This window comes from Bacillus sp. JAS24-2, assembly GCF_008274905.1.
Lineage (GTDB): Bacteria > Bacillota > Bacilli > Bacillales > Bacillaceae_G > Bacillus_A > Bacillus_A cereus.
The window spans coordinates 1738947-1765874 of sequence record NZ_CP031068.1 but is presented as its reverse complement, the minus strand read 5'-3'; the positions used below and the strand labels follow the sequence as shown (position 1 = coordinate 1765874).

The window sequence follows — 26928 nt, the reverse complement described above, 5'->3', positions numbered from 1 at the left end:
TTATATGTATAATATGAAATTCATTTTTAATTCGTAACAATCATATACACCTGCAATCTAACAAAAAAAATAGCTCCACCATTAGGCGTAGCTATTTTTACAATTATTGCTTATTCAAATTATATTCCTTTATCTAACTCATAAAGTTTACGATACTTTTCATTTTCTTTCAGAAGTTGTTTATGACTACCTTGCATGACAATTTGGCCACGATCAAGGAATATAACTTCGTCTACATGTTCTATTCCTACAAGATGGTGCGTAATCCAAATAACCGTCTTTTCTTCCGTTGCAGAAAACATTGTTTCAATTAAAGACAATTCTGTTTTTGGATCTAAACCGATAGTCGGTTCATCAAGTACAATAATTGGTGTTTCTTGCATAAGAGTTCTAGCAAAAGCAACCCTTTGTCTTTCCCCACCAGAAAACCGCTTTCCCATTTCATGCATTTTTGTTTGTAATCCGGCTGGAAGAGAAGTAACATGTGAAGCTAATTGTGCTTTCTCTAAAGCTTTCCATATCTCTTCATCCGTCGCCTCTGGTTTGCCAATTCGTACATTATTTCCAATTGTCGTATCAAACAAATGCGGCTTTTGATTTAATACAGAAATATATTTAGATAAAAGATTCGTATGAGCTCGTTCACCATTTAGTACAACTTGGCCATTTACTGGGCTTAACGCCCCTGTTAACAATTTTAGTAAAGTAGATTTCCCTGTCCCACTTCTCCCTAAAATAGCAATTTTCTTCCCTGCTTTTATTTGTAATGATACATCTTTTAATACAATCTCATTACTATCTGGATAACTATACGATACGTGATTCAGTTCAATATCTACATGTTTTGGTTCAATATAATCTTTCTCTCCATGCAAATCCGTTTCATCATGTAAAACACTATCACTTTCTACGCCATTAAGACGATGGGTAGATTCTACATACGACGGTATTCGATCGATGGCATCTGCAATAGGAATAAGCGCGTTCGTTACAGATAAAGTCATTAATACGAAAGCTGCGATAACTGTAGGAGCAATTTGTTCACTTGCCGCTTCATTCCCAGTCCATATGATCATCGAAATAACTACAATACCTACTACTAATTGAATGATACTGTCCCGAATATGATACCAGCGTTTCACTCTCTTTTCGATTTTTAACAACTGATCATTTTGTTTTACATACTCATTAATAAATTCATCTTTACGACCACTTGCTTGCCAATCAGATAATCCAAAAACAGCATCTGTCAGTTGTTGATACAAACGGTTTCTTCCTTGCTTTAAAGTAACATGATGTTTCTTCATCAAAAGTAATGATACAAACGGAAGAAGAAAAACGATAATAGCTAACATACAACCTACAATAAGTGCAAAAACAAAATCAAATGCACCGATAACAAGTACGAAGATACTATAAACAACTAGCGCTAATATGCTAGGAAATATTGTACGTAAATATAGGTTTTGCAAATGCTCTATATCTTCGGATAACACTCCTAACATATCACCCGTTTGAAATCGAGAACGGAAAAATAACGCCTGTGGTTCTACTATTCTATATAGCCTCGTTCTCATTTTTTCTAATATACGTAGTACGACATCATGTCCGACTAAGCGCTCTATATAATGAAATACAGCTTGCCCTATACTAAACGCTCTTGTTGCAACAATAGGAACATATACAGCCATTACATTTTCTGGTCTAAGGGCAGATTTTGAGATCAAATAACCTGAAATAAAAAGTAACATCGCTCCTGAACTAACTCCAAGAAGACCAAGGAAAATAGTTAAAGTCATTCTACCTTTATTTTGTTTTATATAAGGTTTAACCCAGTTACTCATTTCTCTCCCCTCTCTTCCCTATGAAAATGTAATGTCTCATTCTCTAAAAATTCTTCATACGTCCCACTTTCTTTCATTTCCCCTTTATTTAAAATAAGAATATGGTCCATTTGTTTCATCCAATGTAGACGGTGGGTTGCTAAAAATACTAACTTTCCATTAAATAGACGTAACATCGCTTGCTTTATTTCAAATTCGGTTTCAATATCAAGATGTGCCGTAGGCTCATCTAATAAAATGATTGGTTTTTTACTTAAAAGCGCACGCGCCATAGCAACACGCTGTTCTTGTCCGCCACTTAGCATACGTCCACCTTCCCCAATTCTTTCGTGCATCCCATTTGGAAGTGATGTAACGAGTGAACGAAGGCCGACTTCATTAATAACTCTTTCAACTTCTTCATCTGTTGCATTTGTTTCATAAAAACGAATGTTATCCTTTAATGAAAGCGGAAAAATATAAGGTTGCTGCGGAATATAAGCGATATTTTTTTGCCAATCTTCACGAGTAAATCCATCAACTTCTACACCATTTACTAACATCTTTCCACTCGAAGGAGATAAAAAACCTGCTAATACGTCGATTAACGTCGATTTGCCTGCACCACTTTCACCAATAACACCAATAGCACCGTTACCTTCCCAAGTAAAATTAATTCCTTCTAATATAGCCTTTTCAGATTCAGTATTATTAACTTTGATGTCTTGTAATTTCAAGCTACTAGAGGCATTCCATACTATATCTTCATTTAAATCTTTCTTTTGTATTCTTTTTTGTTGTTGCAAAATCTCTTCTATTTGCTCCATCGCAATTTGTCCATCTAATGTTGCATGATAATTTGCTCCCACTTGTTTAATCGGCAGAAAATATTCCGGAGCTAAAATCAAAATTGTAAGGGCTGGTAATAGTATAATCGTTCCATCTATTAAACGTATCCCTAATCCAACTGCCACAAACGCGATTGATAAACTCGTAAAGAAATCTAATGCAAAAGAAGAAAGAAAAGCAACTCGCAAAGTACGCATCGTTGCTTTTCTATACCTTTTACTTACTTTTTCAATCTTTGCTTCGTGCTGTTCACTTTTTCCTAAATACTTTAATGTTTCTAAACCTTTTAACGTATCTACAAAATGGTTCGAAAGTACACGATATATCTCGTACTGACTATCTGCCATTTTTTGCGCTGCTAATCCGAGAAGAATCATAAATATGATCACGATAGGAATCGTTACAACTAAAATGATTCCAGACTCAATATCTAGCGTAAAAACGTATAGTACAATTAGACCTGGAACGATGCTACTTCTAATCATTTTAGGAATCGTTAATTCAATATATGTTTTAAATTTCTCAATCCCTTCAATTGATAAGGTAACCAGATGACCAGTTCCAACAGTTTGAACATACCTTGGACCTAATGTGAAATATGCCTCTATTAGTTGTTTTCTTAGTAACGACCCTGTTTTTTCAGCAAAACGTTCCACTAATATTTGTGATGTTCGAACTACTATGTGACGCGCTGCAAACGCGATACCAAAATAAACAATTTCACTTAATATTGTTTGTACTGTCTCTCCATGAAATAAAAACGTAATAGCTCGTGCTAAAAAGATTGTTTGCGCAATAATACTAAAAGCTTCTAAAATACTAATAATCGTTAACGCTACATATAAAATACGGCTACCGGGATAAGACGGAAGTCCTCTTTTTCTTTTCATTAGTACTCCAAATCGTTGTCTGACTTAACAGGTTGTCTAAATACATAATAACTCCATATTTGACTTCCGATAACGAAAGGCAAAATAGCAATCGCAAAGTAAGTCATAAGTTTTAATGCATAAGCTCCTGATGCTGCGTTGTAAATTGTCAAATCATTCATTGCTCCTAAAGAGCTAATCATAACACGTGGGAACATACCGATAAATACACTCGCACTTAGTAAAATGATTGTTAAACTCGTCATAAAGAAAGCCCAACCATCTCTTCTTCTTTTATTTAATAAAGTGGACACTAATAGTGCTACAAAAGCTCCGATTGGCACCATAATCCATTCTGTTCCATGAGCAGTGAAAATGTCGGTTTTCCATAACCCCACACCAGCAAAAACAAGAAGTGTAATTAATGAAAATGGTGCAATTTTTATTGCAGCAATTCGTGCACGTTCTCTCAATTTACCAGTTGTACGTATCGTAAGAAATTGTAATCCGTGAACAATACATAGTAGGAGAAACATTACTCCTCCAAGTAACGCAAATGGATGAAGTAATTGCAGGAATCCCCCTACAACATTTTTACTCTCATCAATAGGTACACCTACCATAAAGTTTGCAATCGCAACTCCCCAAAGGATAGGAGGTAACATACTTCCAATAAACATCCCCCAATCCCATGCACTCTTCCATTTATGATTATCTATTTTCGCACGAAATTTAAAGGAAACACCTCTTAAAATTAAAGCAAGAAGCATAAATACAAATGGAATATAAAAACCACTAAATAAAGTTGCATACCAGTGCGGAAATGCCGCAAACATGGCTCCACCAGCACAAACAAGCCATACTTCATTCGCGTGCCAGAACGGTCCTATTGTATTTAAGTAAACTCGTTTTTCAAAATCATTCTTTCCTAAAAACCTCGAAACCATTCCTACCCCAAAGTCGAAACCTTCCAGTACGAAGAATCCAACAAATAAGATTGCAATAACTAAAAACCATAACTCATTAAGAGATAACATACTCTTCCTCCTTATCAAATGGATCATGGCTTTGATAATCCTTTTTCGTTTTCTTATTCTTGTGGCCCTTAATGGTACGAACAAATAAGTACACACAAATTCCACCCATAATTAAATACATTGATGTGAATGAAATAAGTGAGAATAATACTTCACCGAATGTTACATTTGGTGATACAGCATCTTCTGTTTTCATTACACCAAATACAACCCAAGGTTGACGACCCATTTCAGTCATAATCCACCCTACTGTATTACCGATGAATGGAAGAGAAATTGCATACACCATTAATTTTAAATACCACGTTTTTTCCGCTAAACGATCTTTTCTTGATAAGAACCATCCGTAAGCTCCTAGAAGAAGCATGAATGTTCCACTCATTACCATCGCTCTAAAACTCCAAAACATTGTATGCACTGGAGGAATATAATCTCCAGGTCCATATTTTTCCTCATATTGTTTTTGAATTTGATTCATCCCTTCAACTTGACCGCTAAACTTATCATACGATAATAGACTTAGCATATAAGGGATTTGAATTTCAAACGAATTTTCTTTCTTCTCTGTATCAATTTTCGAAAATACTGTAAATGGTGCTGGATCCTCACTTGTATTCCATAGCGCTTCAGCTGCCGCCATCTTCATTGGATGTGTCTTAATTAATTGTTGCGCTTGTGCATGACCGAAGAATAATACAAGCGCCGTTGTAATTGTTCCAACAATGATAGAAATTCGGAAAGATTTTTTAAATACTACAGTTTCTTGTCCTTTTGTAATTTTCCATGCACTTACACCAGCAATAAAGAATGCACCTGTTGCAATTGCCGCTGTAATTGTATGCGGGAATTGTACCCATAGTTGTGGGTTTTGAATAATGGCTAAGAAATCATTCATTTGCGCACGACCATCAGCTGCCATTTCATACCCGACAGGTGACTGCATAAATGCACTTGCAGTTAAAATCCAGAATGCTGATAACATCGTTCCAATTGAAAGGAGCCAAATACACATTAAGTGAATTCGCTTCGGTAATTTATCCTCACCGAATACCCATAAACCCAGGAATGTAGACTCAATGAAAAATGCCAGTAATCCTTCAATCGCAAGTGATGGACCAAATACATCACCTACAAAACGTGAATACGTTGACCAGTTCATACCAAACTGGAATTCTTGTAAAATACCTGTTACTACACCTACTGCAAAGTTAATAAGGAATAATTGCGTCCAAAACTTTGCCATCTTCTTATATACTTCTTGCCCTTTTACCACATACAACGTTTGCATGATCGCAATAATAAAAGCTAAACCAATTGACAGCGGAACAAAAAAGTAATGGAAAATCGTTGTTGATGCGAACTGTATTCGTGCCAATTCGAGCGTTTCCATACTAAAATCACTTCCTTCATAGTTTTTATAATAAAAGTTAATTGAGCAATCTTATCAAACTCAATTATTAAGAAATACGAAAAGACAAAAACATTTTGTATGTATTGTCGAAAAATATGAAGTTTCAGTTTTTCAAACTATTGTAATGCTATTTTTTACCTTTTCACTATTTCTGTAGTGTTTTATTCGTTAATCGAATTGTATAATATACCTGCATAGTAAATTCAGGTTATTTTTGACGTATTATTGACATCATTTTGTCCGAAATATGTCTTTTGTCATTTTTTTGAATCAGATTTTTCTCATTAGCAAAATGTGTTTTTTCAATATACTTCTTACTTTTATATCTATAAAACAATCGTTTTTCTCTTCATACACTTGACTTTCACCCGAAAAAATGTCCTCGAAACTACCCTCGATAAACGCTTGTTTTTTGTCAAGTGAAAAATGTATTTTTAAAATTCAAACTCGAAATAATGTTATTCAAAAATAGAAAATAACTTCCCTCTTCCTCGACTAAATGTTCATTTTTTTGTCATTTTTCCAGAACAAATAAAAAAAACTGAAAGTCGATTAGACTCTCAGTTTTTTTATTTATTTTGCTGTATGTTTTCTAACGGCTGGTAAAATTTCAGTAGCAATTAATTCAATATTTTTCTCAATTTTATCAAATGGTACACCGCCAAAATCAATTTGTGCCATAAAGCGTTGTTGGCCAAATAATTCATATTGGTACAGCATTTTCTCAATGATTTGTTGTGGGCTACCAACCATTAAAGCATCACGGTAATCTATTGCATTTGTAAATTGCTGTTTCGGATACCCACCACCGCGCAGTGTAAGCATACCAGCATTAATGTGAGGGTAATATTCACTAAGTGCATCTTGTGAATTTTTTGCCGTATAAAATAAACTCGTTGTCGCAACTGGTAAACTAGCTGAATCAAATCCACTTTGTACAGCCGCCTCGCGGTAAGCATCTACTGACACTTTAAAGTTAATTGCTGGACCACCAAGTGTTGTTATCATCATTGGTACACCCGCGCGTCCCGCTTTAATTGCACTAGCTGGTGGACCTCCAACCGCACGCCAAATTGGTAAGTTATTATTTTTCGCTCTCGGAATAACCGATGCATGTGCGAGCGGTGCTCTGAACTGTCCATTCCATGTTACATGTTCCTCGTTATTAATTTTTAATAAAAGATCCATCTTCTCTTCGAATAATTCTTCATAATCATTCACGTCATAACCAAGTAAACTATATCCCCCAATACGAGATCCACGACCAGCCACAATTTCTGCACGTCCATTAGAAATCAAGTCAATTGTAGCGAAATCCTCATATACTCGAACTGGGTCAGATGTACTTAATATCGTTGCTGAACTTGCAATTTTTATATTTTTCGTAGCTTGTGCAATAGCTCCTAAAATAACTGTATGAGCTTGTGTTGTAAAATGCGTTTGATGACTTTCACCGACAGCAAACACATCAAGCCCTGCCTCATCTGCTAACTTAGCTGTTTCAATTAGTTCGTGAATTCTTTTCTCTGGCGTAATTTTCTCCCCATTATGTGGATTTAAAACATGATCACCAATTGAATATAATCCAAACTCAATTCCTTTTCTTATATCTATACGGTATTTTTCCATAGTTACTCTCCCCTTTAATAAAGTAGTATTAGTTTTTTTCTAAAAACGTTGGTAAGTCAGGTATATCTCCGTATTACCTACGCCTTCACTTGATTAGTCAATTGATAGTGTAAAAAAAATTACTCTTGCGGTAATTCTTTTTTCTCACTATGCTTATGAACTTTCGTCATCAGCTCATATAATATTTTCTGCTCTTCTTCATTTAATACATCATCAAAAAACGAAGATTGAAATGCAAGTTGCTCTGGCAATGCTCTCTCTAAAGCTGCTTCTCCTTGCTCTGTAAGACTAATTGTTTTCGTTTTCCAATCTTGTTTTCGTACAATATATCCTTCTTTTTCAAGACGAGTTAACATTCGAGAAATGCCACCTTGTGTAACAGTTACCTTTTCAGCTAACTCCATTTGTGTTAGTGGTTGATACGTACGTATTTGCAAAAGCACATCAAATTGAGCTGTCGTTAAATCAAAACGTTTTAAAAACTCATTTGACATTTGATTACTTTGGTTCGCAAATCGTATTAAACGTAACCATATTAATGATCCTATCGTATTATCACGCATGTTTTGTCACTTCCTAGCGTTCATCTTACTATCACTTTACTACGCAAGTGATAAAAAAGCAAGAAAAAATGTAATAAATATATCGATAGAGTATTGCATAAATAATGATAAGTAAGAATTCATATAAACATGAATTCTTACTTATCATTATTCTTAACTTTGCCTTTCATTCATTACTATATTTAAAGCTGCCATAGCTTTTGGCCAACCAACGTAAAAAGCCATATGTGTTATTAATGCAACCAATTCATTCTCCATAACCCCATTTTGTTTAGCTAGCTTCAGATGAAATTGTAATTGTTCTGTATTACCGAGACTGATTAGTGCTGACACAGTACACAAGCTTCTTTCTCTTAATGTTAAAGTGGCATCCCGCCACACTTCCTCAAATAATATCTTTTCACTATAATGAGCAAATGCAGGTGACATTTCTCTCATTTTCTTTTTAATATGTACTTCAATAAGTTCATTTTTTTCTCCCTTTATTTTCACCATTTTTGCTATTCCTTGACCAAATGACCAGTTTTCAGCAGCTGTCTCATTTAATGTAATAAAAATATCCGAAGTTTTAACATCGGAATATTCCGTAATTTTTAAGGATACCGATTGATACAAATCTTTTTTCTGTTGCACTGTTCTTCCCGGTCCACATGTAATAGAAACATAAATCATATTCTCTGTTCTCTTTTCTCCTCTTTCCAACAAATAATATGGATTATATAAAAATTTGTTTTCTTGGTAAGGTAAGAACATTTGAAAATAATCATTTTCAGGGATGTTAAAATGTTCAATTAATGAAAGATGGATACATTCACCCATTTTTTCCAACTCTTCTTCATTTAATATGTTTTCAGGATAATAAATCTTCACAAAAGGCATAGACTTTCATTCCTTTTCTTATTTTTAATATGCAACAAAATTTCATCGTGAAATGTGTAAAATCTCATATACTGTAACACCTTTATTCACTACAATTTCAGGCTTCTCCTCATAAAAATTAAACCTACTATACCCCCATTTATCCGGATTATAAACGATTACATTCCCTAAACACTTTTCGTTGTTTTGTACATCTTCATTCATAGTGCTTAATTGAGTCCCAATCAGTGTTTTACTTTGAGAAATACTTCCTGCATATTCAACAACATATCTACTTTTCTTAAATCCATCACTTAGATTAACCACTAATGGAACACCTATATGTATTTGTTGCCATCCAAAAGATTGTAAAATGTTATCGTAATACCCTTCAAAGATAAATTTATTCATCCCTTCATGGCCATTCCAAATATATAAAGGTGCATAACAGTTATAGAAATTCCCGTCCTTACCTACCTCAGTAATTAAATAAGCTTTAAAATTCAGGTCTTGAAAACCATCAGTTTTATGCCCATTATCCTTTACCCTATTCCTAATAATCTTTATATCATAATCCTTTGGCAAAATGACCTTATATTGCATTCCAATCATGTTTATCACTCACTTTCTATCCTATATACATAATGATAAACCGATGATTGACTAACGTAAAATAGGTATAAATTATGTTTGGTATCATTTATAATGATAGTGCATAAGGGGCTGAGATACATGGAAATAAATGATCTTATTATATTCAAAACTGTGGCCAGTGAGGGTTCTATTAGTAAAGCTGCTAAAGAGTTAGGATATGTTCAACCGAACGTAACTGAGCGAATCAAAAAATTAGAACAAGAATTAGAAACGCCTTTACTACATAGAGATAACAAAGGCGTTTCCTTGTTACCTGCTGGTGACATTTTATTAGATTACACGAATAAAATATTAACTCTATTAGAAGAAGTAAAAGATGAAATTAAAACGAGTGGTTCTTCTTATATAATAGCGACGTCACAATCTATTTTGACAAATTATTTAAGTAAGCGTATTGAAGAAAACTTCAGAAATTATCAAATATATGTAGAAAGTAGTAGTCATTTGCAAAAATTACTTCAGCAACAAAAAGTTGATATGGTCATAACTTATGAGGATTATCCTGACGCATCGTTTAAAAAAGTGTTCACAACCTCAATTTCTGTAGGCTTATTAACAGCGAAAGAAAAATGTACCATTGATTATTCAAAAGAAATTTTCTTCGTTAGCAATGACAAAAAGTGCCCTTTTAGGAATAAGACAATACAATTTCTAAAAGAAAACAATCTATCTCAGCGACAACTTCAACATTTGGATTCTTATTCGCTTATAGAAGAGTTTATTGATGATGGAAAAGGAATAGCTTTTTTACCGATTAAAAATGATACATTAGTAATAATTGAAGATGTTCCCCTTGAGAATTTAGCTGTTCATTTTTTTACGAATCAAACCTTTATAAAGCATATCCCTGATGAACTATTTGATTAATAAAATGACTTTGATTACATACTTTTTTCAAAATAAAAATCCCTCTTTTACGAGTATAAAAGAGGGATTTTTATTTTGTATACAATTGATTTTTCACACATTTTGCTCCACTTCTGCACTTTTCTCCTTCTTATTCCGTTTCATATTCTTCAGTCCCTTAACCGTCCCAACCAATCCTTTCGGAAAAACGAGTAGCACGATAATATACAATAAACCTAGAATAATCGTCCACCTTTCAAAAATCGGATATTCCGTCGCTAGTTCTGATAAATAATATTTTAGGGATTCAATAATCCCAGATCCAGCAATAGCTCCAATTAATGTTCCGACTCCTCCAATCATTGTCATCAAGAGTGCATTTAGTGTCATTTCAATTGAAAATACAGTCGTATTGACAAAGCGTAATGTAATAACAAATAAACCACCGCTAATTGCAGCTACTATTCCTGCCACTACACTTGCGATTATTTTATAATGGAGGACTTTATATCCAAGTGCTTCAACACGTTGTTCATTTTGTGAAATTGCCTTTAATACTTTCCCAATAGAAGACTTTGTAAAAAGACGTAATAGAATAAAAATGAAGCATAAACATACAAGTGATACATAATAAAAAGTAAAACGATCACGGAATATTTCTGGTACCCCAAATGTAAAACCATCTCCTCCGTGAGTGAGCCCACGCCATTTTTCAGCAAGGACGAAAAACAACTGTGAAATAGCAAGTGTTAACATTGCATAAAAATGACTTTTCAATCGTAAAGAAAGCAAACCAATTATATAACTAACGATTGCTGAAACGATAATTGCAGCTACTATTCCAATTAAAAAGTTCGTTATTGATACGCCTTGTCGATCAAATAAAAGCGCTACCCCATATGCTCCTATCCCAAAGAACATACAATGACCGAACGATACAATTCCTGTATACCCAAGCAATACATCAAAACTCATTGCAAAAATAGCAAAGATGAAGATTTGAGTGAACAAAATTAACAGGCTCCGTGAATCATTTACGAACGGAAATACACTTAAACAAATGAGCATACATACTCCGAAGTATACTTTAATTCGGTCCGATGTGTTGTTCACCATTTCACCCCTTTTCACCAACAAGTCCAGTTGGCTTCACTATTAAGAAAAATAGTAACATTAACATATTAATTGCAAGTGATAAATCTGGTATAAAATACGCTGTAAAAGCACCAGCTAATCCGACAATTAAAGAAGCAATAGCTGAACCTTGTACGCTTCCTAATCCACCGATAATTACTACTATAAAAGCTAAAATTGCATACTGCATGCCCATCTCGGCGAAAATAACGCCCGAATACGGTGCTAATAAGAATCCTCCCAAAGCTGCCATCCCTGCTCCTAATAAAAAGACGAAAGAAAATATCGCTTTTACATTAATACCAAGCGCTTGAACCATTTCTTTATCCATTACACCTGCACGGATCATAAGACCTATCTTCGTCTTTTTGAGTAATAGTAGTAGTGCGATGTAAATAATTATCCCAATCAAAATAACAAATAGACGATATTTAATTAATATAATACCTCCGAATGTAAAACTTCCTTGTAACCATAACGGTAATTTTGCACTAATAGGGTTTGGCCCCCAAAATATTTTAATACACTCACTAAGAACGAGCATTCCTCCAAGCGTAACGAGCAGCTGTCGAACATGATTTCCATATACCGGTCTAATAAGAAACCTTTCTAAAATAAATCCTAGGAACATTCCCATGGCTACTGCTCCAACTAAAGCTAATATATAACTTCCTGTCATATTAAATAACCAAACACCTGTAAATGCTCCCCATGCAAATAAACCACCGTGTGCAAAGTTTAAAACGCTCATTAGACCGAAAATAAGTGAAAGACCTGATGCTAACAAAAAAATGAGCATCCCTGTTGAAATCCCATTTACAAATAAATTGATTAACACATCCATCCTTTTCACCTCGGATTCATGTTAAGAGATTCCTAAATATTTATGACACATTTCCTTATCCTTTTTTAATTCATTCATAAAACCGTTATGAACAATTCGTCCGTTATCCATAATGTAAAAATAATCACCAATTTGACTAGCCATCATAAAATTTTGCTCAACAAGTAAAACTGTTGTTTTCTCTTTCATCTTCAAAATAGCTACCATTAATTTCTCCACCATTATCGGGGATAGCCCTTTGCTCGGCTCATCAATAAGTAATAATCCATCACTATTAATAAACGCTCTTGAAATAGCCAACATTTGCTTTTGCCCTCCGCTCAAGAGCCCACTTTTCTTATTCCAAAACTGCTTTAAATCCGGAAATAGTTCCAGCATCCACTCTATTTTCCCTTCTACTTCCTCACTTTTTCCCCTAGCAAGAGCGAATGTTTCTTCTACTGTCAAATCATGAAAAATACCTTGATTTTCTGGTACATACCCTATTCCTTTCCTTGAAATTAAATGTGTAGGTAATCCACTTACTTTTGCACTATCATAATAAATTTCACCATCTGCAATGCGGTGAAATCCCATAACTGAACGTAATGTCGTTGTTTTCCCTGCCCCGTTTCTACCAAACAGTACAGTAATCGTCCCTTTCTCAACAGCAAGAGATACTCCTTGCAAAATATGAAACTGATCTAAATACGTTTCTATATTATTCACTTGTAATAGTGCCACTATATAATCCCCCTAAATAAGCACTTTGTACACGCTCATCTTTCATAATTTCTTCTGGCAATCCTTCAGCCAATAACTCTCCATGAAATAAAACGATAAGATGATCTGACAAACCTAGTATCATATCCATTTTGTGTTCGATAAGTACAATTGTGCTCTCTGGATGTTTCTTAATATTTTCAATTACTTGTAATATAGCAGGGACTTCCTCAACCGAAATACCTGCCGTCGGCTCATCAAGTAATAACACATCCGTTTTTAAAGCCAATAACATCGCAAGTTCTAGCTTTCTTTTCTCTCCATGTGCCAAATCTTTCGCTAATATGTTCTCTTTCTCGTGAAGTAATACTGTTTTTAAGAAACGTCTCGCCTCTCCAACTTGTTGCTTTAATTTTGCTGAACTCGGGAAAAAACTATAGTAATCTTGTACGAATGATTGAACACTTAAACGGACATTTTCAAGTACCGTTAATTCTGGGAATATGTTTGTAAGCTGAAAAGAGCGACCGATTCCTAAGCGTGTTCGATCTGAAATCGATAGTTTTGTAATATCTTGCCCTTTAAAATACACTTCACCTGTTGTAGGTGAAATCTGTCCACTTAGTAAATTAAATAATGTTGTCTTCCCCGCACCATTTGGCCCGATAATAGAAATGAGCTTTCCTTTTTGGACAGTTAAATTTACATCTTTAATAACTTGATGTTCACCAAAAGATACACTAAGATTTTTCGTCTCTAGCAAATGTGTCACGAAATCCCTCCCTTTAAAGCCGTGAGTATGAAGGAAATATGTATAAAGAGGGTCCCCCCTCTTTATACAAAAACAACAGAAAATTCAGTCTATTTTTTTGAACTGGTGGTTCTGTTTCTTTCATCGTTAATTCTCGCTCTAACACTGGCACCGGATAATCAACACCATCTTGCTTTTTCAATGTGATAGAATACAGCGTCTGCATCGCTTGGTGGTCCTTCTCTCTAAACTTCATCTTTCCTTTCGGTGTATCAAATTCCATTCCTTCCATTTTCTTAATCAAGGTATCTACATCTGTATCACCTTTTGTTTTCTTTAAGGCTTCTACAATAGAAATTGCTGCTGACATTCCTCCCGCTGTAAACAAATCTGGCACTACACCATTAAAACGTTTTTTATGCTCTTCAACTAGCCAATCATTCACTTTATTTTTTGGAAGTGTGTGATAATATACAGAAAAACCTTGCATACCTACTAATGCATCCATTGTTTTTAATGCTGGTATATCTGGCGCACCTGTAGAAATTTTAATACCTTGCGCTTCCACATTCATATCTTTCAACTGTTTCCAAGGTGAATTTGCCCCTGCCCAAACGATAAATAAATAATCTGGTTTTGAACTAATGATATTTTGAATATTCGCTGTAAAATCTGTTGAATTTGTATCCGCGTATTGCTCATTCACAATGCTCGCACCTAATTTTTTCGCACCCGCTTTAAATGCAGCAATCCCTTCACGACCAAAAGCGTTATCTGGGGCAAATGTCGCAATCTTTACACCTTTTTTCGCAATTGCCGCTGCTCCTGCAATCGCATCTTGTGAGGAACTTCTTCCAGTTCTAAAAATATATTTATTCCAGTTCTTCCCGGTAATACTATCCGCAACTGCCGGTTCTACAACCATAATCTTTTCATATTCCCCGGCCAGTGGTAAAACCGCTAACGTATCACTTGAACTAGACGATCCAACTAAAAAATCAACTTTCTCTTCTTCTAATAACTTCGTAGCTTTTTTAACTGCTACATCAGCTTTCGTTTCTGTATCTTCTACAACAAACTTAATCTTTTTCCCATCTACTTTCCCAGTTCCACCAGTTGCATAGTCTAACCCTAATTCAAATCCGTTCACTGTTTGTTTTCCATACGATTCTAGCGGTCCTGTTAAAGAAGCAAGAACTCCTACCTTAATCGTTTTTTCATCCTCTGTACTTGTTTTCTTTCCTGAACAAGCTGCCGTTATTAATAACGAACCTAAAACACAACCAGTAAACATTGTCTTTAGCCACTTACGTTTTTTCATCGACATTGTGATCCTCCCCATACTTTACTTTCTGATAGAATCAAACACGCCAAAATCCCCTGTCCGTAATCATGACTAACTAATTCGATAGATAATGGAAAACTCTTGTAGTACCCTCTACATTCGGCACAAATATATAATCACCTTCCTATGTAATGGAAACGGACATACAATCAATATATATTCTGCAATCCAATTGAAAATACTGTTTCATTTCAGTAATGACCATACAAAAAGACTAACTTATTTTTAAGTTAGTCTTTTCCCCTTAATTAGAGTTAAGTTCTACTTTCTCTAACCCTTCAGCCAATTGTTTCTTATCTAGTCCTTCTCCTATTACTACTAAGTTTGTCGGGAAACCGAAGTCTTGTTCTAATAAAGTTGGTACTCCGAACGAATATTGGAATAGGTGAGGGTATTTATCTCCACGGAATTTCACAAAACCTTTCACTCGATAAATACTATCTGGTAAATTCGAAAGCCATTCATATAATTTGTCTTGATCAATCGGTTTCGTAAATTGATATGTCATCGTTTGTATATGTAAATGCTGTTTGACATGTAGTGTCTCATGTTCCTCATCATTTGGAAATTCTGCTTCTTCTATATCTTTTAAAGATATATTACAATACTTTGTCTCATACATTTTCGCATGATCATTTATTGCCTTTACTTCTTCAAATACTGTGTTCTTATCTTCATCTGTTAGTAAATCTGCTTTATTAACAAGAATGTGACTACCAAATTTCAGTTGCTCATGCAATAGCTGTTGTACATTTGCACTTAATATACTTCGGTTTAACCACCTTACTGCATCTAAAACGACTACAATTGATTTCACTTCCAGAAAAGGAGCTAAAATTGGCGAGACACACGCGTCTAACACTTCAATTGGATGCGCAACACCTGTCGTTTCTATATAAATTACATCTGGTCTTTCTTGTTGGTATAACGAATGTAATTGTATTTCGAGCTCTTCTTTTAACGTACAACAAATACATCCTTTAAGAAGTTCTCTTAAAACATTCTCTTTTCCAATAATATCTGTATCTACTGAGTATTCACCAATTTCATTCATTAATACTGCAACTTTTCTATTCTTCTTTTTCTCTGCTAACAATAAATTTTGTAATAATGTTGATTTTCCACTACCTAAAAAACCACCTAATATATGAATCTCCACTTTATTCATTCAACCGACCATCCATTTCTTTACTTCAAATGTATTCAAAGCGTAATAATTACGATTTATACTTATTATTTTATTAAAAGAATGACCATTTGTAAATATAAGAGATTCACTGTTCATTTACTTCATATGCAACTCTAACTCCAGACTCAATTGCCCCTTGCATCCACCCATGTGTTAATGTCGTATGCTCTCCTGCAAAGTGTACTTTTCCAGATGGTGGTGTAATATACGGAAATAACTCGAGCTCTTGGCCTGGTTCGAAAGCTGTAAATGCACCGCAAGAATACGGATTTTTACTCCAGCTAAAAGATGTTCCAGTGACAAACTCACTATAGACGATGTCACCGTATATTTCCGCTAAATTTTTTAATGCGTAACGAATACGATCTCTTTGCGGGAGACTATCCCATGTTAACGCCTCATCTGCCCACGTATAACTTGCTATAACGATAGCTGGTCCTGGAGTATGAATGCCATAACTCGGATAGTATGTAAAACGTATCGGTAAATCAGTAATAGATTTACCTCCACACTGTCCCGCTTTCTCCCAAAATCTACTTTTAAACTCTATTGCAATTTTAGTTGCAGCAATATAATTTAATTCACGAATTGCTCTTTTTTTAAAATAAGAGAATAAATAGTATGGCTGAACTTCTACAAACCTTAACGCTGAAAATGGAATTGTAATAATAGCAAAATCACTTGTTATTGTAAATTGCTCTAACGTTTGTTCATGATTTCCTTGTAACATTACTTTATTATCTTCTTGTATAATTTTATCAACCTTATACTGCATTAAAATATGTTCCCTTAATTGTGGTAAGAATGCATTCGATAACTTATCCATTCCACCAGTTATTTCATAATATTTCGTTGTTGAAGTAAAGAAAATCATTTCACGTAATACTTCAATTAAGGACATTCCCATATAAGCTTCCATATCAAGAAGTACCCCAATCATATCTATTGCACCATCTGAATAATACTCCATTAAAAATGAACCAAGCGAATACGTTTTATACTTTTTTTCAACGATAAGCCAGTTTTTATCAGGATCCTTCTTAATATAATTTAGTATTGGTTCTAATACCTCAATCATTAGCTCTTCTGCCGTTTTTCCTCTTTCTTTATCCAAAACCGGATATTCAAGTACACTTGGATCATTTTCAAACACATTCAATCTCGTTTGAATGTTATTCGTATAAATGATATCTGCAAAAGTTTTATTTATAAAAAGGTTTAAAGGTAGTTTAAATTTATGAATATACGCTAAGGTTAACTTATGGGTGTCAGGGATTCTCATCGGTCCCGCATTAAAATATAAACCCACACTAAATGGTTCCCGAATCGTATACACTCTGCCACCTATTCTGTTATTTGCTTCTATAATCGTTACTTCGTGCCCAGCCTCTTTTAATAAAGAACCTGCAACTAATCCAGAAATCCCTGCACCTGCAATCGTAATCCGTTTTGGGTTATTCTTTTTAACAAGCCCTGCATGAATAATATGAAGCATTTCTTCCATTGTTAATGGGTTCCCCATACCATTTCCCCTTTTACAAAGGATTTTACTGAATTATATTCGGTTCACTGAATTCCTATGTTTTGTTCGCAGATTTGCACGGATACATTTTCAAATACTTGAATATCTTTTATAAAATGTAATAAACTAGATATGACTCTATAGAAGTAAGACGTATTATCTTACATAACAAAACCAATGAAATTGCGAGGAATTTTGAAATGAAAAAAGGTATTAACCGTGTTGTATTAGTAGGAACAGGAGCAGTTGGATGTAGTTATGCTTACTGCATGATTAACCAAGCCGTAGCTGAAGAATTTGTTTTAGTCGATGTAAATGAAGCAAAAGCTGAAGGGGAAGCAATGGATTTAAGTCATGCTGTTCCATTCGCCCCAGCTCCAACTAGAGTATGGAAAGGCAGCTACGAAGATTGTAAAGATGCTGACCTTGTAGTTATTACAGCTGGATTACCACAAAAGCCAGGCGAAACACGTTTAGATTTAGTTGAGAAAAACGCCAAAATCTTTAAACAAATCGTTCGCAGTATTATGGGTAGCGGATTTGATGGCATCTTCTTAATCGCAACAAACCCTGTAGATATTTTAACTTATGTAACTTGGAAAGAATCTGGTTTACCGAAAGAACGTGTAATCGGTTCTGGTACAACGCTTGATTCTGCTCGTTTCCGCTATATGTTAGGTGAGTACTTCGATATTGGTCCACACAACATTCACGCTTATATTATCGGAGAACACGGCGATACTGAACTTCCAGTTTGGAGCCATGTTTCCGTTGGTATCCAAAAACTACAAACACTGCTTGAAAAAGACAACACGTATAATCAAGAAGATTTAGACAAAATTTTCATAAACGTCCGTGATGCAGCTTACCATATTATTGAGCGTAAAGGCGCAACTTATTATGGTATCGGTATGTCACTTCTACGTGTTACAAAAGCAATTTTAAACGACGAAAATAGTGTATTAACTGTATCAGCTTACTTAGAAGGTCAATACGGTCAAAAAGATGTTTATATCGGGGTACCTGCTGTTTTAAATCGCGGCGGTGTTCGTGAAATTTTAGAGGTTGAATTAAGTGAAGATGAAGAATTAAAATTCGACCACTCTGTTCAAGTATTGAAAGAAACAATGGCTCCGGTTCTTTAATTAAGATAAAAAGCAATCCAATTTATTTTGGATTGCTTTTTATTTTCATTATCTCCTATGACTTTTTAGTGATTTTCTATCATTTCTTATTTTTTAGTCGCATCCTCATTATTTATATCAAGTACATCTAATAAAAAGATAAAGATTGGTATCCCGATAATAAGCCCCCATATTCCGAGGAAATGCTCTGAGAAGATGAGAATCATAAATGTATAAAAGATTGGTAAATTTGTTTTTGCAGACATAAACTTCGGATTTAAAAAATAACTTTCAAGAGCGTGGATTACTGTTATGAACACAAGTATGTATACTACGTACATAACTCCGCCTACGTTGTAAGCAATGATACAAAGTGGAAACAAAGAAATAATCACACCTGCAACAGGAATCAACCCTAGTAAGAAAACCATAACAGCTAATACAAGTAGCTGTGGAAATCCTAAAACAATTAATGCAATGACAGTAAGAATACAATTTACAACGGCAATTAAAAACTGAGCTTCAATTACTTTTCCGAACGATCTTGCAAATCTTTCACCAAAATATGCAATTTCCTCATAAAAGATTTTTAACTTACTATCTTTAAACTTAGATGTAAATGTAATAATACGCTCTTTTTCTAATAAGAAAAATAAGCTTAAAATTAGAGATAATAATATTTGTAAACTTACCTTCCCTATATTTGCTATTGATTGATATATAACATCTACACCTTGTTCTATATATTTTGATACTTCCATCCCATTAATTGTCGAAAGTACATATTTAACGATTTCATTATCAGGTGGATTTTGAAAAAATAGTTTAAATTGATAAATTAATTGTGAAATTTGTATCGTCAGCACAGGTAAATATTTATATAACGTTGTGCCTATAAAGGAAACTAGTATTATATACAAACATGCAATAACAATTTTCCGGTTTACTTTCAATTTCCTTGAAATAAAACGTTGAAATCGATCCATTAAAAACGTCAGTATAAACGTAATTAATATTAAATTGATCATACTTTTTAATGCATATAATACAAGCGCTACTATTATTAAAACGAGAAACCGTTGAAACCCTCTACTTCGAAAAAAACTCTTTACTTCATTCATTAAGAATTAACCTCCCCCTTCAATGGATGGAAATTGAATATATTACATTTTATGAACTCCTATAGACAATCTTTCTTACTAATTAAGAAGAATCCTTTTTTTCTTCTCATATTGTTAGATTCGTTTAATTGGAATCCACCAACATATTTCGGTGGACTCCAGTTATTTTTCATATAATCTTTTTATAAACTAGGTGATTTTCTATTTTTAGACTGCTGTTCATACGCATATCCCATATTGAAAAGCTCTCTTTCACCAAACTGTTTCCCTACAAACACTACACCGATTGGTTCTCCATTTTTATCATATCCAGCAGGAACCGCTAATTCCGGATAACCAGCTACAGCTGATAGAAGAACTTCATCGTTATTAATCATAACTAGAGCATCCAAACCTTTTTCTACTAAATACCTATCTAGCTCTTTTCTTGCATTTTCTTGACTCGTTTGCACTACGTTTTCAAACTCTTCTTTCGTTATAACAGATTTTTCAGACCCTTCAATTAATGTTTGTCCGTATTTTATTCGTCTTTTACTATCCTTTTTATTAAACGCTATAATCTCTTCTAACGATTTTACCGGTACATTCTTTTGCTGTGAAAGATAGTCGTTTATATTATGCTTGAACTCATATTCTAATGTTTGCAAATTATCTACACCCTCAGCACTTAACTGGATATTATCAGTTAATATCGCACCTGCATCTTGAAGGTCTTTTCTAATTTTTTCTGCTACTGCTTTTCTATTTTCATCTTGTTGGTCTACAGAAAAAAGAAGCCCTATCTTTTTCCCTTTTAATCCATCTATCGATAAATCCTTTGTATAATCAATTCTTTCTTTATCTTTCATTTTTTCTGTCATAACATCTTTTTCGTCATAACCTATCATTGCATTAAATAATGTTGCTGCATCTTTTACCGTTCTTGCCATAGGTCCTGCTGTATCAAGAGTTTCAGCTAACGGAATAATTCCTGTTCTGCTTACCATACCTAAAGATGGACGTAACCCAACTACTGATTGCTGCGCCGCGGGTGCAACAATCGATCCCGTCGTTTCTGTTCCAATTGCAAGCGGTGCAAAATCTGCTGCAACTACTGTAGCAGATCCTGAACTTGATCCTGAAGTATCGAATGTAATCGGACCGTACGGGTTTAAATTTTGTCCTTTCTTCCCGCTATACCCACTTGGCATTGTAAAAGATAAATAGTTCGCCCACTCAGACATATTCGCTTTTCCTAAAACAAATGCTCCTTCTTCTTTCAACTGCTTCACAATTGTTGCGTCTTGATCTGCAATCCAATCTTTTAATACATAAGTTCCTGCACTAGTCGGCATCACTTTTTCCGTCTGTACATTATCTTTTACAACGACAGGAATACCATATAAATTCGAATTTTTGTTTCTACCCCGCTCTTGATCTAACTTTCTTGCTTCTTCCATCGCATTAGGATTTATCTCTGTAACAGAATTTAATGTTATTCCATTTTGATCATGTTCTTGTATTCTAAAGAGATAAATACTCGTTAATTCTTCATATGACAACTTTCCATCATCAATCATTTTTTGAAGCTCATCTACAGTCGCATTTACGACTTCTTTTTCTTTTATCTTTACATTTTCTATATTGATTCCTTTAAGCTGATTATGTATCGGTTGTAGCACTCTTTCTTTATCATATACAATACGCTCAGGTTCCTTTGGAAAATAATTTTTATACACGTAATATCCACCAGCACACGCTAATAAGACAATGCCTCCAGTGATAGACAGCGTTACCTTTACCCATTTCTTCATGTTGCTTCCTCCACTCTATAAGATGCTTAGCTATACAAAAAAGAGAGTTACCTTTTACTTAACTCTCTCCAATCAAAATGCTAAATGAAAAAATGAAAGATTTCAATCTAATTACTTCTTTTTTTGCATTTGCTTTGCTAACATTTCTTTCACTTGATTATACGTTAACCCTGAATTTTTATTTAAACGCTTTACTTCCTCAACATCAGTACCTACCACTGTATATTTTTTCTCATCATTCATTTTTCTAATTCCCTTCTCACCGTATTATTTCTTATATTTCTTCCCTAAATACGCATAAATTAACACCACTACAAAAAAGGAAGCTGTTTTTAAGCACAGCTTCCTTCTCGTTACATATTGTATTTCTTAATAAAATTTCACTACATCTTCAGTAGGTAAGAACGTTCTTTCTGCTGGTTGTTCGTTTGGTTCACCAAATGGCATTTGACCTACTAAGCTCCACTCTGCCGGAATGTTCCAAGTTTCTTTCACTTCAGCATCTACGATTGGGTTGTAATGTTGTAATGACGCTCCAATTCCTTCAGCAGATAATAGCATCCACACAGTATGTTGTAACATCGCATTTCCTTGATGAGACCAGAATGGGAACTGATCTTTATATAATGGCGCATTTTCTTGCATTTTTTCTACAGTTGCTTGATCTTCAAAGAATAGAACTGTTCCTACACCTGCATGGAAGCCTTTTAGTCTTTCTACAGTCGCTTCAAAGTTTTCTGCTGGTACGCGGGCTCTTAGTGTTTCTTTAACGATATCCCAAAACTTTTCATGCTCTCCATCCATTAATACAACCATACGACCACTTTGCATATTGAAAGATGTTGGTGCGTGTAAAGCTGTTTTTAACACTTCTTCAATTCTTTCTTTCGTAATTGCATCGTTTTTTGCTACTTTACGAATTGAACGGCGGTTCACGATTGCTTCTTTTAAGTTTGTTGTAGTTGCTGACATTTTAATTCCTCCAAATGTTTGTTTTATAATTTATTTTGTTATTTCATAACAAGCGAATTAGCAATATCCATCGGTATTACATTGCATACCTTCAAATGAATTTGTTTTATCCTTTTCAATTTCTTTATCAATGACCCTTTCTAGTGTTTCTTTACTAGCAAGCCCTTGAATGACTTCATCTCCAATCATGACAGTTGGAACAGCCATAATATTCGCTTCATCATATGCGTGTTGAATTGCTTCTTGATGCTTTTCTTTATATTTACGAGTTACTAAAGCATCTTTAAATTCCGCCTCAGGAAGTCCTACTTCTACCGCTAATTTTGTTAACACATCAATATCTTCAATGTTTTGCTCTTCTTGGAAAAATGCTGTGAATACGCGGTGATGATACTCATTACCTAGTCCACGTTCTTTCGCAAATTGACATCCTTCGAAAGCTAAATGTGTATATGGATGCGGTGAAACACGTGGCAAGCGCATATCAATTCCTAACTTCTTCGCTGTCGGAAGAATGAAAGCATCCCATGAACCTAATTTTTCTGGTTCATTCCATGGATCTATTTTTGAATATGGACTTGGACGTAATTCAAATGGCATCCATTCAATCTCTACATCTTTCTCTTTCGCTACCTCATCTAATGGACCTTTTGCTAAAAAACAAAACGGACATATAAAATCTGAGTATACTTTCATTTTTACAGTCATAACTTTTACACCTTACCTTTATTGTTGTAATCAAATTGGTTACATTAATGACAAAAAAATATAAATATGATTTAAGCATTCATTTTTTCTTGCAAAGTTTCAAACAACTGCCCCATTGTAATATTTCTCAAAACTTCTTCCATCGCGGATTGTGCTTGAATTAAAATAATTTCTAACACCGCTTGAATATTCGCACCAATTGGACAATCTGGATTCGGTTTCTCGTGAATATGAAATAGCTTGTCTTCTTCGACTACGTTCACTGCATGATACACATCTAACAATGTGATTTCATATAAATCCTTTAGTAATCCCGCGCCACCCGGTCCACGATTTACGTAAACAAAGCCAGCTTGTTTCAAGTACGACATGATTTTACGAATGACTACTGGATTTGTATTAACACTCTCAGCCATATAGTCTGAAGTACAAAGTGAAGATGGATTGTTTTTCAAAATAGATAAAATATGAACAGCTATGGAAAAGCGGCTACTAATTTTCATCGTAATCACCACCTCGATGTAATCATTATAGTTACAACTAAAAAATAAGTCAATCCTTTTCATAGATTTTTTATAAGTAAATTAAAAAGTGTCCCATTATGATATATGAGACACCTCTTTTTATTCTGCAAATAGCGATTGAAATTCTTCAATAAATAGCTGCACAGCGATTGAAGAATCCTTTAATGAAGGAACAGCTAAAGCAATTTCTCTCCATACTTGTGGTTCCAATTCTCTCGTTTGCACATTTTTTGGTAAATTCGTTAAAGATAATTCAGCTAATATTGCAATGCCCAATCCTTCTTGAATCATATTTAAAGCTGTAGTAACTGTCGAAATTACATATTCAGCCCGAAGTGGTACGTTTGCTTGTTTAAACATATCAATAATGGGTGGTTCGTATCCACCCTTACATAATATGATCGGTTCATTCTCTAAATCACAAATTGTAAGAGCGTCCTTCTTACAGAGAGGATGATCCTCTCTTAAGATAGCAACCATTTTCCCCTTCGTTAATGGAACAATCTCCATATCTTTATTAGGCAAAATAACAATCCCTATATCAATAACCCTCGATACTAACCAATCTTCAACTTCTTTAATCGTCCCTTCACAAAGAACTACTTCTAAGTTCGGATACTTTTCCTTAAAAAGGTTTATCATTTTGGGTAAGAAATGTGCAGAAGCGCTCGGAAAACTCCCAATTCGAATCGTCCCAACTTCGTGTCCTTTCTCCATCGCAACTTCTTGTTCAATCTTCGCTACACCGTTCAAAATCTCTCTAATATGTACAAGAATCCTATTTCCTACATCCGTAACGAGTAGCCCTTTTCGTTTATCACGTATAAGAATAGTAACTCCTAACTCTGACTCAATACTTGAAATCGCATGACTAACAGCTGGCTGCGTCATATTTAACACCCTGGCAGCCTTCGTAAAACTACCTAAATCAACAGTTTTTATTAATACTTGCAGTTGTGTAATGGTCATAACTAATCACTTATACTCCTCATAAAAAAGATTCATTTTATTTATTACAGTCGATATCATATCATAGTGAAATGAATAACAACAAGGAGGTCTTTCAGTGACACAGCTTTCTCGAACTAAGACGGCCATCATCCTTACCTTTCTCGTTTTCATGTGGGGAATCAATTGGCCTTTATCAAAGTTTGCCCTGCATTATACACCACCTGTTTTATTTGCAGGCGTTCGAACTTTAATTGGAGGATTCATTTTACTTCTGTTCGCATTACCGAAATACAAAGAGTTACATTTAAAAGAAACGTGGCATTTATACGTTATTTCTTCCTTACTTAACATCATTATATTTTACGGATTACAAACTGTCGGCCTTCAATATATGCCTGCTGGGTTATTTTCCGCCATTGTATTTCTACAACCAGTTTTACTCGGTATTTTCTCGTGGATATGGCTTGAAGAATCAATGTACGGCTTGAAAATTTTCGGGCTTGTTCTCGGATTTATTGGTGTAGGCGTTATTAGCTCAAGCAGTTTAACAGGACATATTTCTGTTATTGGAATCCTTCTCGCGTTAGGATGCGCTATTGGCTGGGCACTTGGCACAGTATTCATTAAGAAGACTGGTCACCGTGTTAATGCCATTTGGATGGTAACACTTCAGCTTATTATTGGTGGTCTTTGCTTAATTGGATTTGGTTCAGAGTTTGAAAGCTGGTCTAGTATCGCTTGGAGTATGCCATTTGTTAGCGTACTTCTCTTTATTTCATTCTTTGTTATTGCAATGGGGTGGCTTGCATACTTCACACTTGTTGGAGCTGGTGAAGCAAGTAAAGTTGGGGCTTATACATTCCTCATTCCACTAATAGCTATTATTGTAAGTTCAATTTTCTTACATGAGGCTATTACCATTAGCTTATTCATCGGACTATTATTTATTGTTGTGAGTATTTGTTTTGTAAATATAAAACCGAAAACACTTGCTGTAAGGCAGCAAGTTGAATTGAAATAAACGTAAGAAAGAGCCTACTGTTTGTAGGCTCTTTCTTACGTCTTACTTTTTACGACGTACTACAAAAACACACGCACTTACCGACGATACTATGGCAAAAATAGATAAGACAATTGCTATCAATTGCATATTACTAGTACCTTCATTTTTTTCTACACTAGACACTTCACCATGTTCTCCTGTTAATGACGTACCTTTTGCAATTGTAGTAAGTGAATGCGGTTTTTCAGCTTTTTCATCGCCTGTCCATTCAACAATTTCTTCATCTTTATATTGTTGATATGCGTCCCAAGCTATTTTTTGCTCTTTATCCGGATTTTTAGCGACGAAAGTAAATCGCTGGAACTGACCGGGTAAAATCCCTTCTCCTGTTGCTTCCCATACTACAGTTTTAACTTTTCCAGCTGTATCTTTTTGCTCCTCAACTTTCCATCCTGGCACTGGTTCATACTGCTGGAACTCTACTCCAGACGGTATTTTCAGTGTAACTTTTGTTGTTGCTACATTTTTTTCAGCTGGTACTTTTATCGTATATGTCTCCCAAGAACCAACGTCAGAAGTTGCTGGTTTTACAGTGACGTGCGCACTAACAGGTAACGAAAACATTCCCATTGCAATAATTGTTGCGATCATTGTTGTTCCTAATTTTTTTATACGTTTCATTTTCTATTAGCTCCTTTTCATACAT

25 protein-coding genes and 2 pseudogenes are annotated in these 26928 nt (G+C 34.6%); 3 read left to right on the top strand and 24 right to left on the bottom strand.

Going from position 1 to position 26928, the window contains the following annotated elements; genetic code table 11:
* Positions 1 to 119: 119 nt before the first annotated feature.
* The 9 genes and pseudogenes from cydC to DN407_RS09215 form a co-directional block, all read right to left on the bottom strand.
* Positions 120 to 1844 carry a thiol reductant ABC exporter subunit CydC gene (gene cydC / locus DN407_RS09250; protein ID WP_053512680.1) on the bottom strand — a complete coding sequence of 575 codons (1725 nt, stop codon included), beginning with the start codon at positions 1842 to 1844 and terminating at the stop codon, positions 120 to 122.
* Complete coding sequence (gene cydD, locus DN407_RS09245; RefSeq protein ID WP_098507704.1) at positions 1841 to 3562, bottom strand: thiol reductant ABC exporter subunit CydD; 1722 nt, start codon at positions 3560 to 3562, stop codon at positions 1841 to 1843. Before cydD ends, cydC begins: the two co-directional genes overlap by 4 nt.
* Complete coding sequence (gene cydB, locus DN407_RS09240) at positions 3562 to 4578, bottom strand: cytochrome d ubiquinol oxidase subunit II (protein ID WP_000950083.1); 1017 nt, start codon at positions 4576 to 4578, stop codon at positions 3562 to 3564. The genes cydD and cydB overlap by 1 nt, the downstream gene beginning before the upstream one ends.
* On the bottom strand, positions 4565 to 5968 hold the full coding sequence (cydA, locus tag DN407_RS09235; RefSeq protein ID WP_000448869.1) for a cytochrome ubiquinol oxidase subunit I: 1404 nt from the start codon (positions 5966 to 5968) through the stop codon (positions 4565 to 4567). The genes cydB and cydA overlap by 14 nt, the downstream gene beginning before the upstream one ends.
* A 594-nt stretch (positions 5969 to 6562) precedes the next feature.
* On the bottom strand, positions 6563 to 7618 hold the full coding sequence (locus DN407_RS09230; RefSeq protein WP_000417538.1) for an LLM class flavin-dependent oxidoreductase: 1056 nt from the start codon (positions 7616 to 7618) through the stop codon (positions 6563 to 6565).
* A gap of 119 nt (positions 7619 to 7737) precedes the next feature.
* Positions 7738 to 8181: a MarR family winged helix-turn-helix transcriptional regulator gene (locus DN407_RS09225; RefSeq protein ID WP_149216193.1), complete on the bottom strand. Its 444-nt coding sequence runs from the start codon at positions 8179 to 8181 to the stop codon at positions 7738 to 7740.
* 153 nt (positions 8182 to 8334) lie between these two features.
* A complete protein-coding gene (locus DN407_RS32070) occupies positions 8335 to 8619 on the bottom strand; it encodes a carboxymuconolactone decarboxylase family protein (protein WP_223272771.1) in 285 nt (94 codons plus the stop codon).
* A gap of 27 nt (positions 8620 to 8646) precedes the next feature.
* Positions 8647 to 9060 (bottom strand): annotated as a pseudogene (locus DN407_RS32065) (tautomerase family protein); the annotation flags it as partial.
* Positions 9061 to 9102: 42 nt separating this feature from the next.
* Positions 9103 to 9651, bottom strand: coding sequence for a DUF4865 family protein (locus DN407_RS09215; protein ID WP_149216191.1), 549 nt, complete (start codon positions 9649 to 9651; stop codon positions 9103 to 9105).
* Positions 9652 to 9771: 120 nt separating this feature from the next.
* On the opposite strand from DN407_RS09215, the gene DN407_RS09210 reads away from it, so the two are divergent.
* Positions 9772 to 10560 carry a LysR family transcriptional regulator gene (locus tag DN407_RS09210; protein WP_149216190.1) on the top strand — a complete coding sequence of 263 codons (789 nt, stop codon included), beginning with the start codon at positions 9772 to 9774 and terminating at the stop codon, positions 10558 to 10560.
* Between the two features lie 93 nt (positions 10561 to 10653).
* Here the strand turns inward: DN407_RS09210 and DN407_RS09205 are convergent, their stop codons facing one another.
* The 7 genes and pseudogenes from DN407_RS09205 to DN407_RS09170 all read right to left on the bottom strand — a co-directional run bounded on the left by DN407_RS09205 (position 10654) and on the right by DN407_RS09170 (position 18026).
* Positions 10654 to 11607, bottom strand: a complete 954-nt coding sequence (locus DN407_RS09205) for a branched-chain amino acid ABC transporter permease (protein ID WP_002102967.1) — start codon at positions 11605 to 11607, stop codon at positions 10654 to 10656.
* 49 nt (positions 11608 to 11656) lie between these two features.
* Positions 11657 to 12517, bottom strand: a complete 861-nt coding sequence (locus tag DN407_RS09200; protein WP_000382787.1) for a branched-chain amino acid ABC transporter permease — start codon at positions 12515 to 12517, stop codon at positions 11657 to 11659.
* Positions 12518 to 12538: 21 nt separating this feature from the next.
* Complete coding sequence (locus DN407_RS09195; RefSeq protein ID WP_149216189.1) at positions 12539 to 13240, bottom strand: ABC transporter ATP-binding protein; 702 nt, start codon at positions 13238 to 13240, stop codon at positions 12539 to 12541.
* Positions 13218 to 13991 carry an ABC transporter ATP-binding protein gene (locus DN407_RS09190; protein WP_000149337.1) on the bottom strand — a complete coding sequence of 258 codons (774 nt, stop codon included), beginning with the start codon at positions 13989 to 13991 and terminating at the stop codon, positions 13218 to 13220. The genes DN407_RS09195 and DN407_RS09190 overlap by 23 nt, the downstream gene beginning before the upstream one ends.
* A gap of 97 nt (positions 13992 to 14088) precedes the next feature.
* Positions 14089 to 15297 (bottom strand): annotated as a pseudogene (locus DN407_RS09185) (substrate-binding domain-containing protein); the annotation flags it as partial.
* 262 nt (positions 15298 to 15559) lie between these two features.
* On the bottom strand, positions 15560 to 16483 hold the full coding sequence (locus DN407_RS09180; RefSeq protein WP_001044941.1) for a CobW family GTP-binding protein: 924 nt from the start codon (positions 16481 to 16483) through the stop codon (positions 15560 to 15562).
* Between the two features lie 106 nt (positions 16484 to 16589).
* Complete coding sequence (locus DN407_RS09170; RefSeq protein ID WP_000528025.1) at positions 16590 to 18026, bottom strand: flavin monoamine oxidase family protein; 1437 nt, start codon at positions 18024 to 18026, stop codon at positions 16590 to 16592.
* A gap of 200 nt (positions 18027 to 18226) precedes the next feature.
* Between DN407_RS09170 and DN407_RS09165 the strand changes: the two genes are divergently transcribed.
* Entirely contained in the window at positions 18227 to 19171 is a 945-nt protein-coding gene (locus DN407_RS09165) for an L-lactate dehydrogenase (RefSeq protein ID WP_149216188.1), read from the top strand.
* An 86-nt stretch (positions 19172 to 19257) separates the two neighbouring features.
* Here the strand turns inward: DN407_RS09165 and DN407_RS09160 are convergent, their stop codons facing one another.
* The 7 genes from DN407_RS09160 to DN407_RS09135 form a co-directional block, all read right to left on the bottom strand.
* Positions 19258 to 20271: an AI-2E family transporter gene (locus DN407_RS09160; protein ID WP_001006602.1), complete on the bottom strand. Its 1014-nt coding sequence runs from the start codon at positions 20269 to 20271 to the stop codon at positions 19258 to 19260.
* A 182-nt stretch (positions 20272 to 20453) separates the two neighbouring features.
* The gene (locus DN407_RS09155) at positions 20454 to 22064 is read right to left on the bottom strand and encodes an amidase family protein (protein WP_098286662.1); all 1611 of its coding nucleotides are present in this window, start codon (positions 22062 to 22064) and stop codon (positions 20454 to 20456) included.
* A 111-nt stretch (positions 22065 to 22175) separates the two neighbouring features.
* Positions 22176 to 22307, bottom strand: coding sequence for a hypothetical protein (locus tag DN407_RS32060; RefSeq protein ID WP_000997344.1), 132 nt, complete (start codon positions 22305 to 22307; stop codon positions 22176 to 22178).
* A gap of 126 nt (positions 22308 to 22433) precedes the next feature.
* Complete coding sequence (locus DN407_RS09150) at positions 22434 to 23036, bottom strand: nitroreductase family protein (protein ID WP_001277011.1); 603 nt, start codon at positions 23034 to 23036, stop codon at positions 22434 to 22436.
* A gap of 57 nt (positions 23037 to 23093) precedes the next feature.
* A complete protein-coding gene (locus DN407_RS09145; protein WP_000216673.1) occupies positions 23094 to 23744 on the bottom strand; it encodes a DsbA family oxidoreductase in 651 nt (216 codons plus the stop codon).
* Between the two features lie 71 nt (positions 23745 to 23815).
* On the bottom strand, positions 23816 to 24247 hold the full coding sequence (locus DN407_RS09140; RefSeq protein ID WP_000704082.1) for an Rrf2 family transcriptional regulator: 432 nt from the start codon (positions 24245 to 24247) through the stop codon (positions 23816 to 23818).
* A 120-nt stretch (positions 24248 to 24367) separates the two neighbouring features.
* A complete protein-coding gene (locus DN407_RS09135) occupies positions 24368 to 25237 on the bottom strand; it encodes a LysR family transcriptional regulator (RefSeq protein ID WP_000156749.1) in 870 nt (289 codons plus the stop codon).
* Positions 25238 to 25334: 97 nt separating this feature from the next.
* Here DN407_RS09135 and DN407_RS09130 point away from each other — a divergent pair, with 97 nt between their 5' ends.
* A complete protein-coding gene (locus DN407_RS09130; protein ID WP_000192814.1) occupies positions 25335 to 26240 on the top strand; it encodes a DMT family transporter in 906 nt (301 codons plus the stop codon).
* 42 nt (positions 26241 to 26282) lie between these two features.
* Here DN407_RS09130 and DN407_RS09125 read toward each other — a convergent pair whose 3' ends face one another.
* Entirely contained in the window at positions 26283 to 26903 is a 621-nt protein-coding gene (locus tag DN407_RS09125) for a YcnI family copper-binding membrane protein (protein ID WP_149216187.1), read from the bottom strand.
* Between the last annotated feature and the right edge of the window lie 25 nt (positions 26904 to 26928).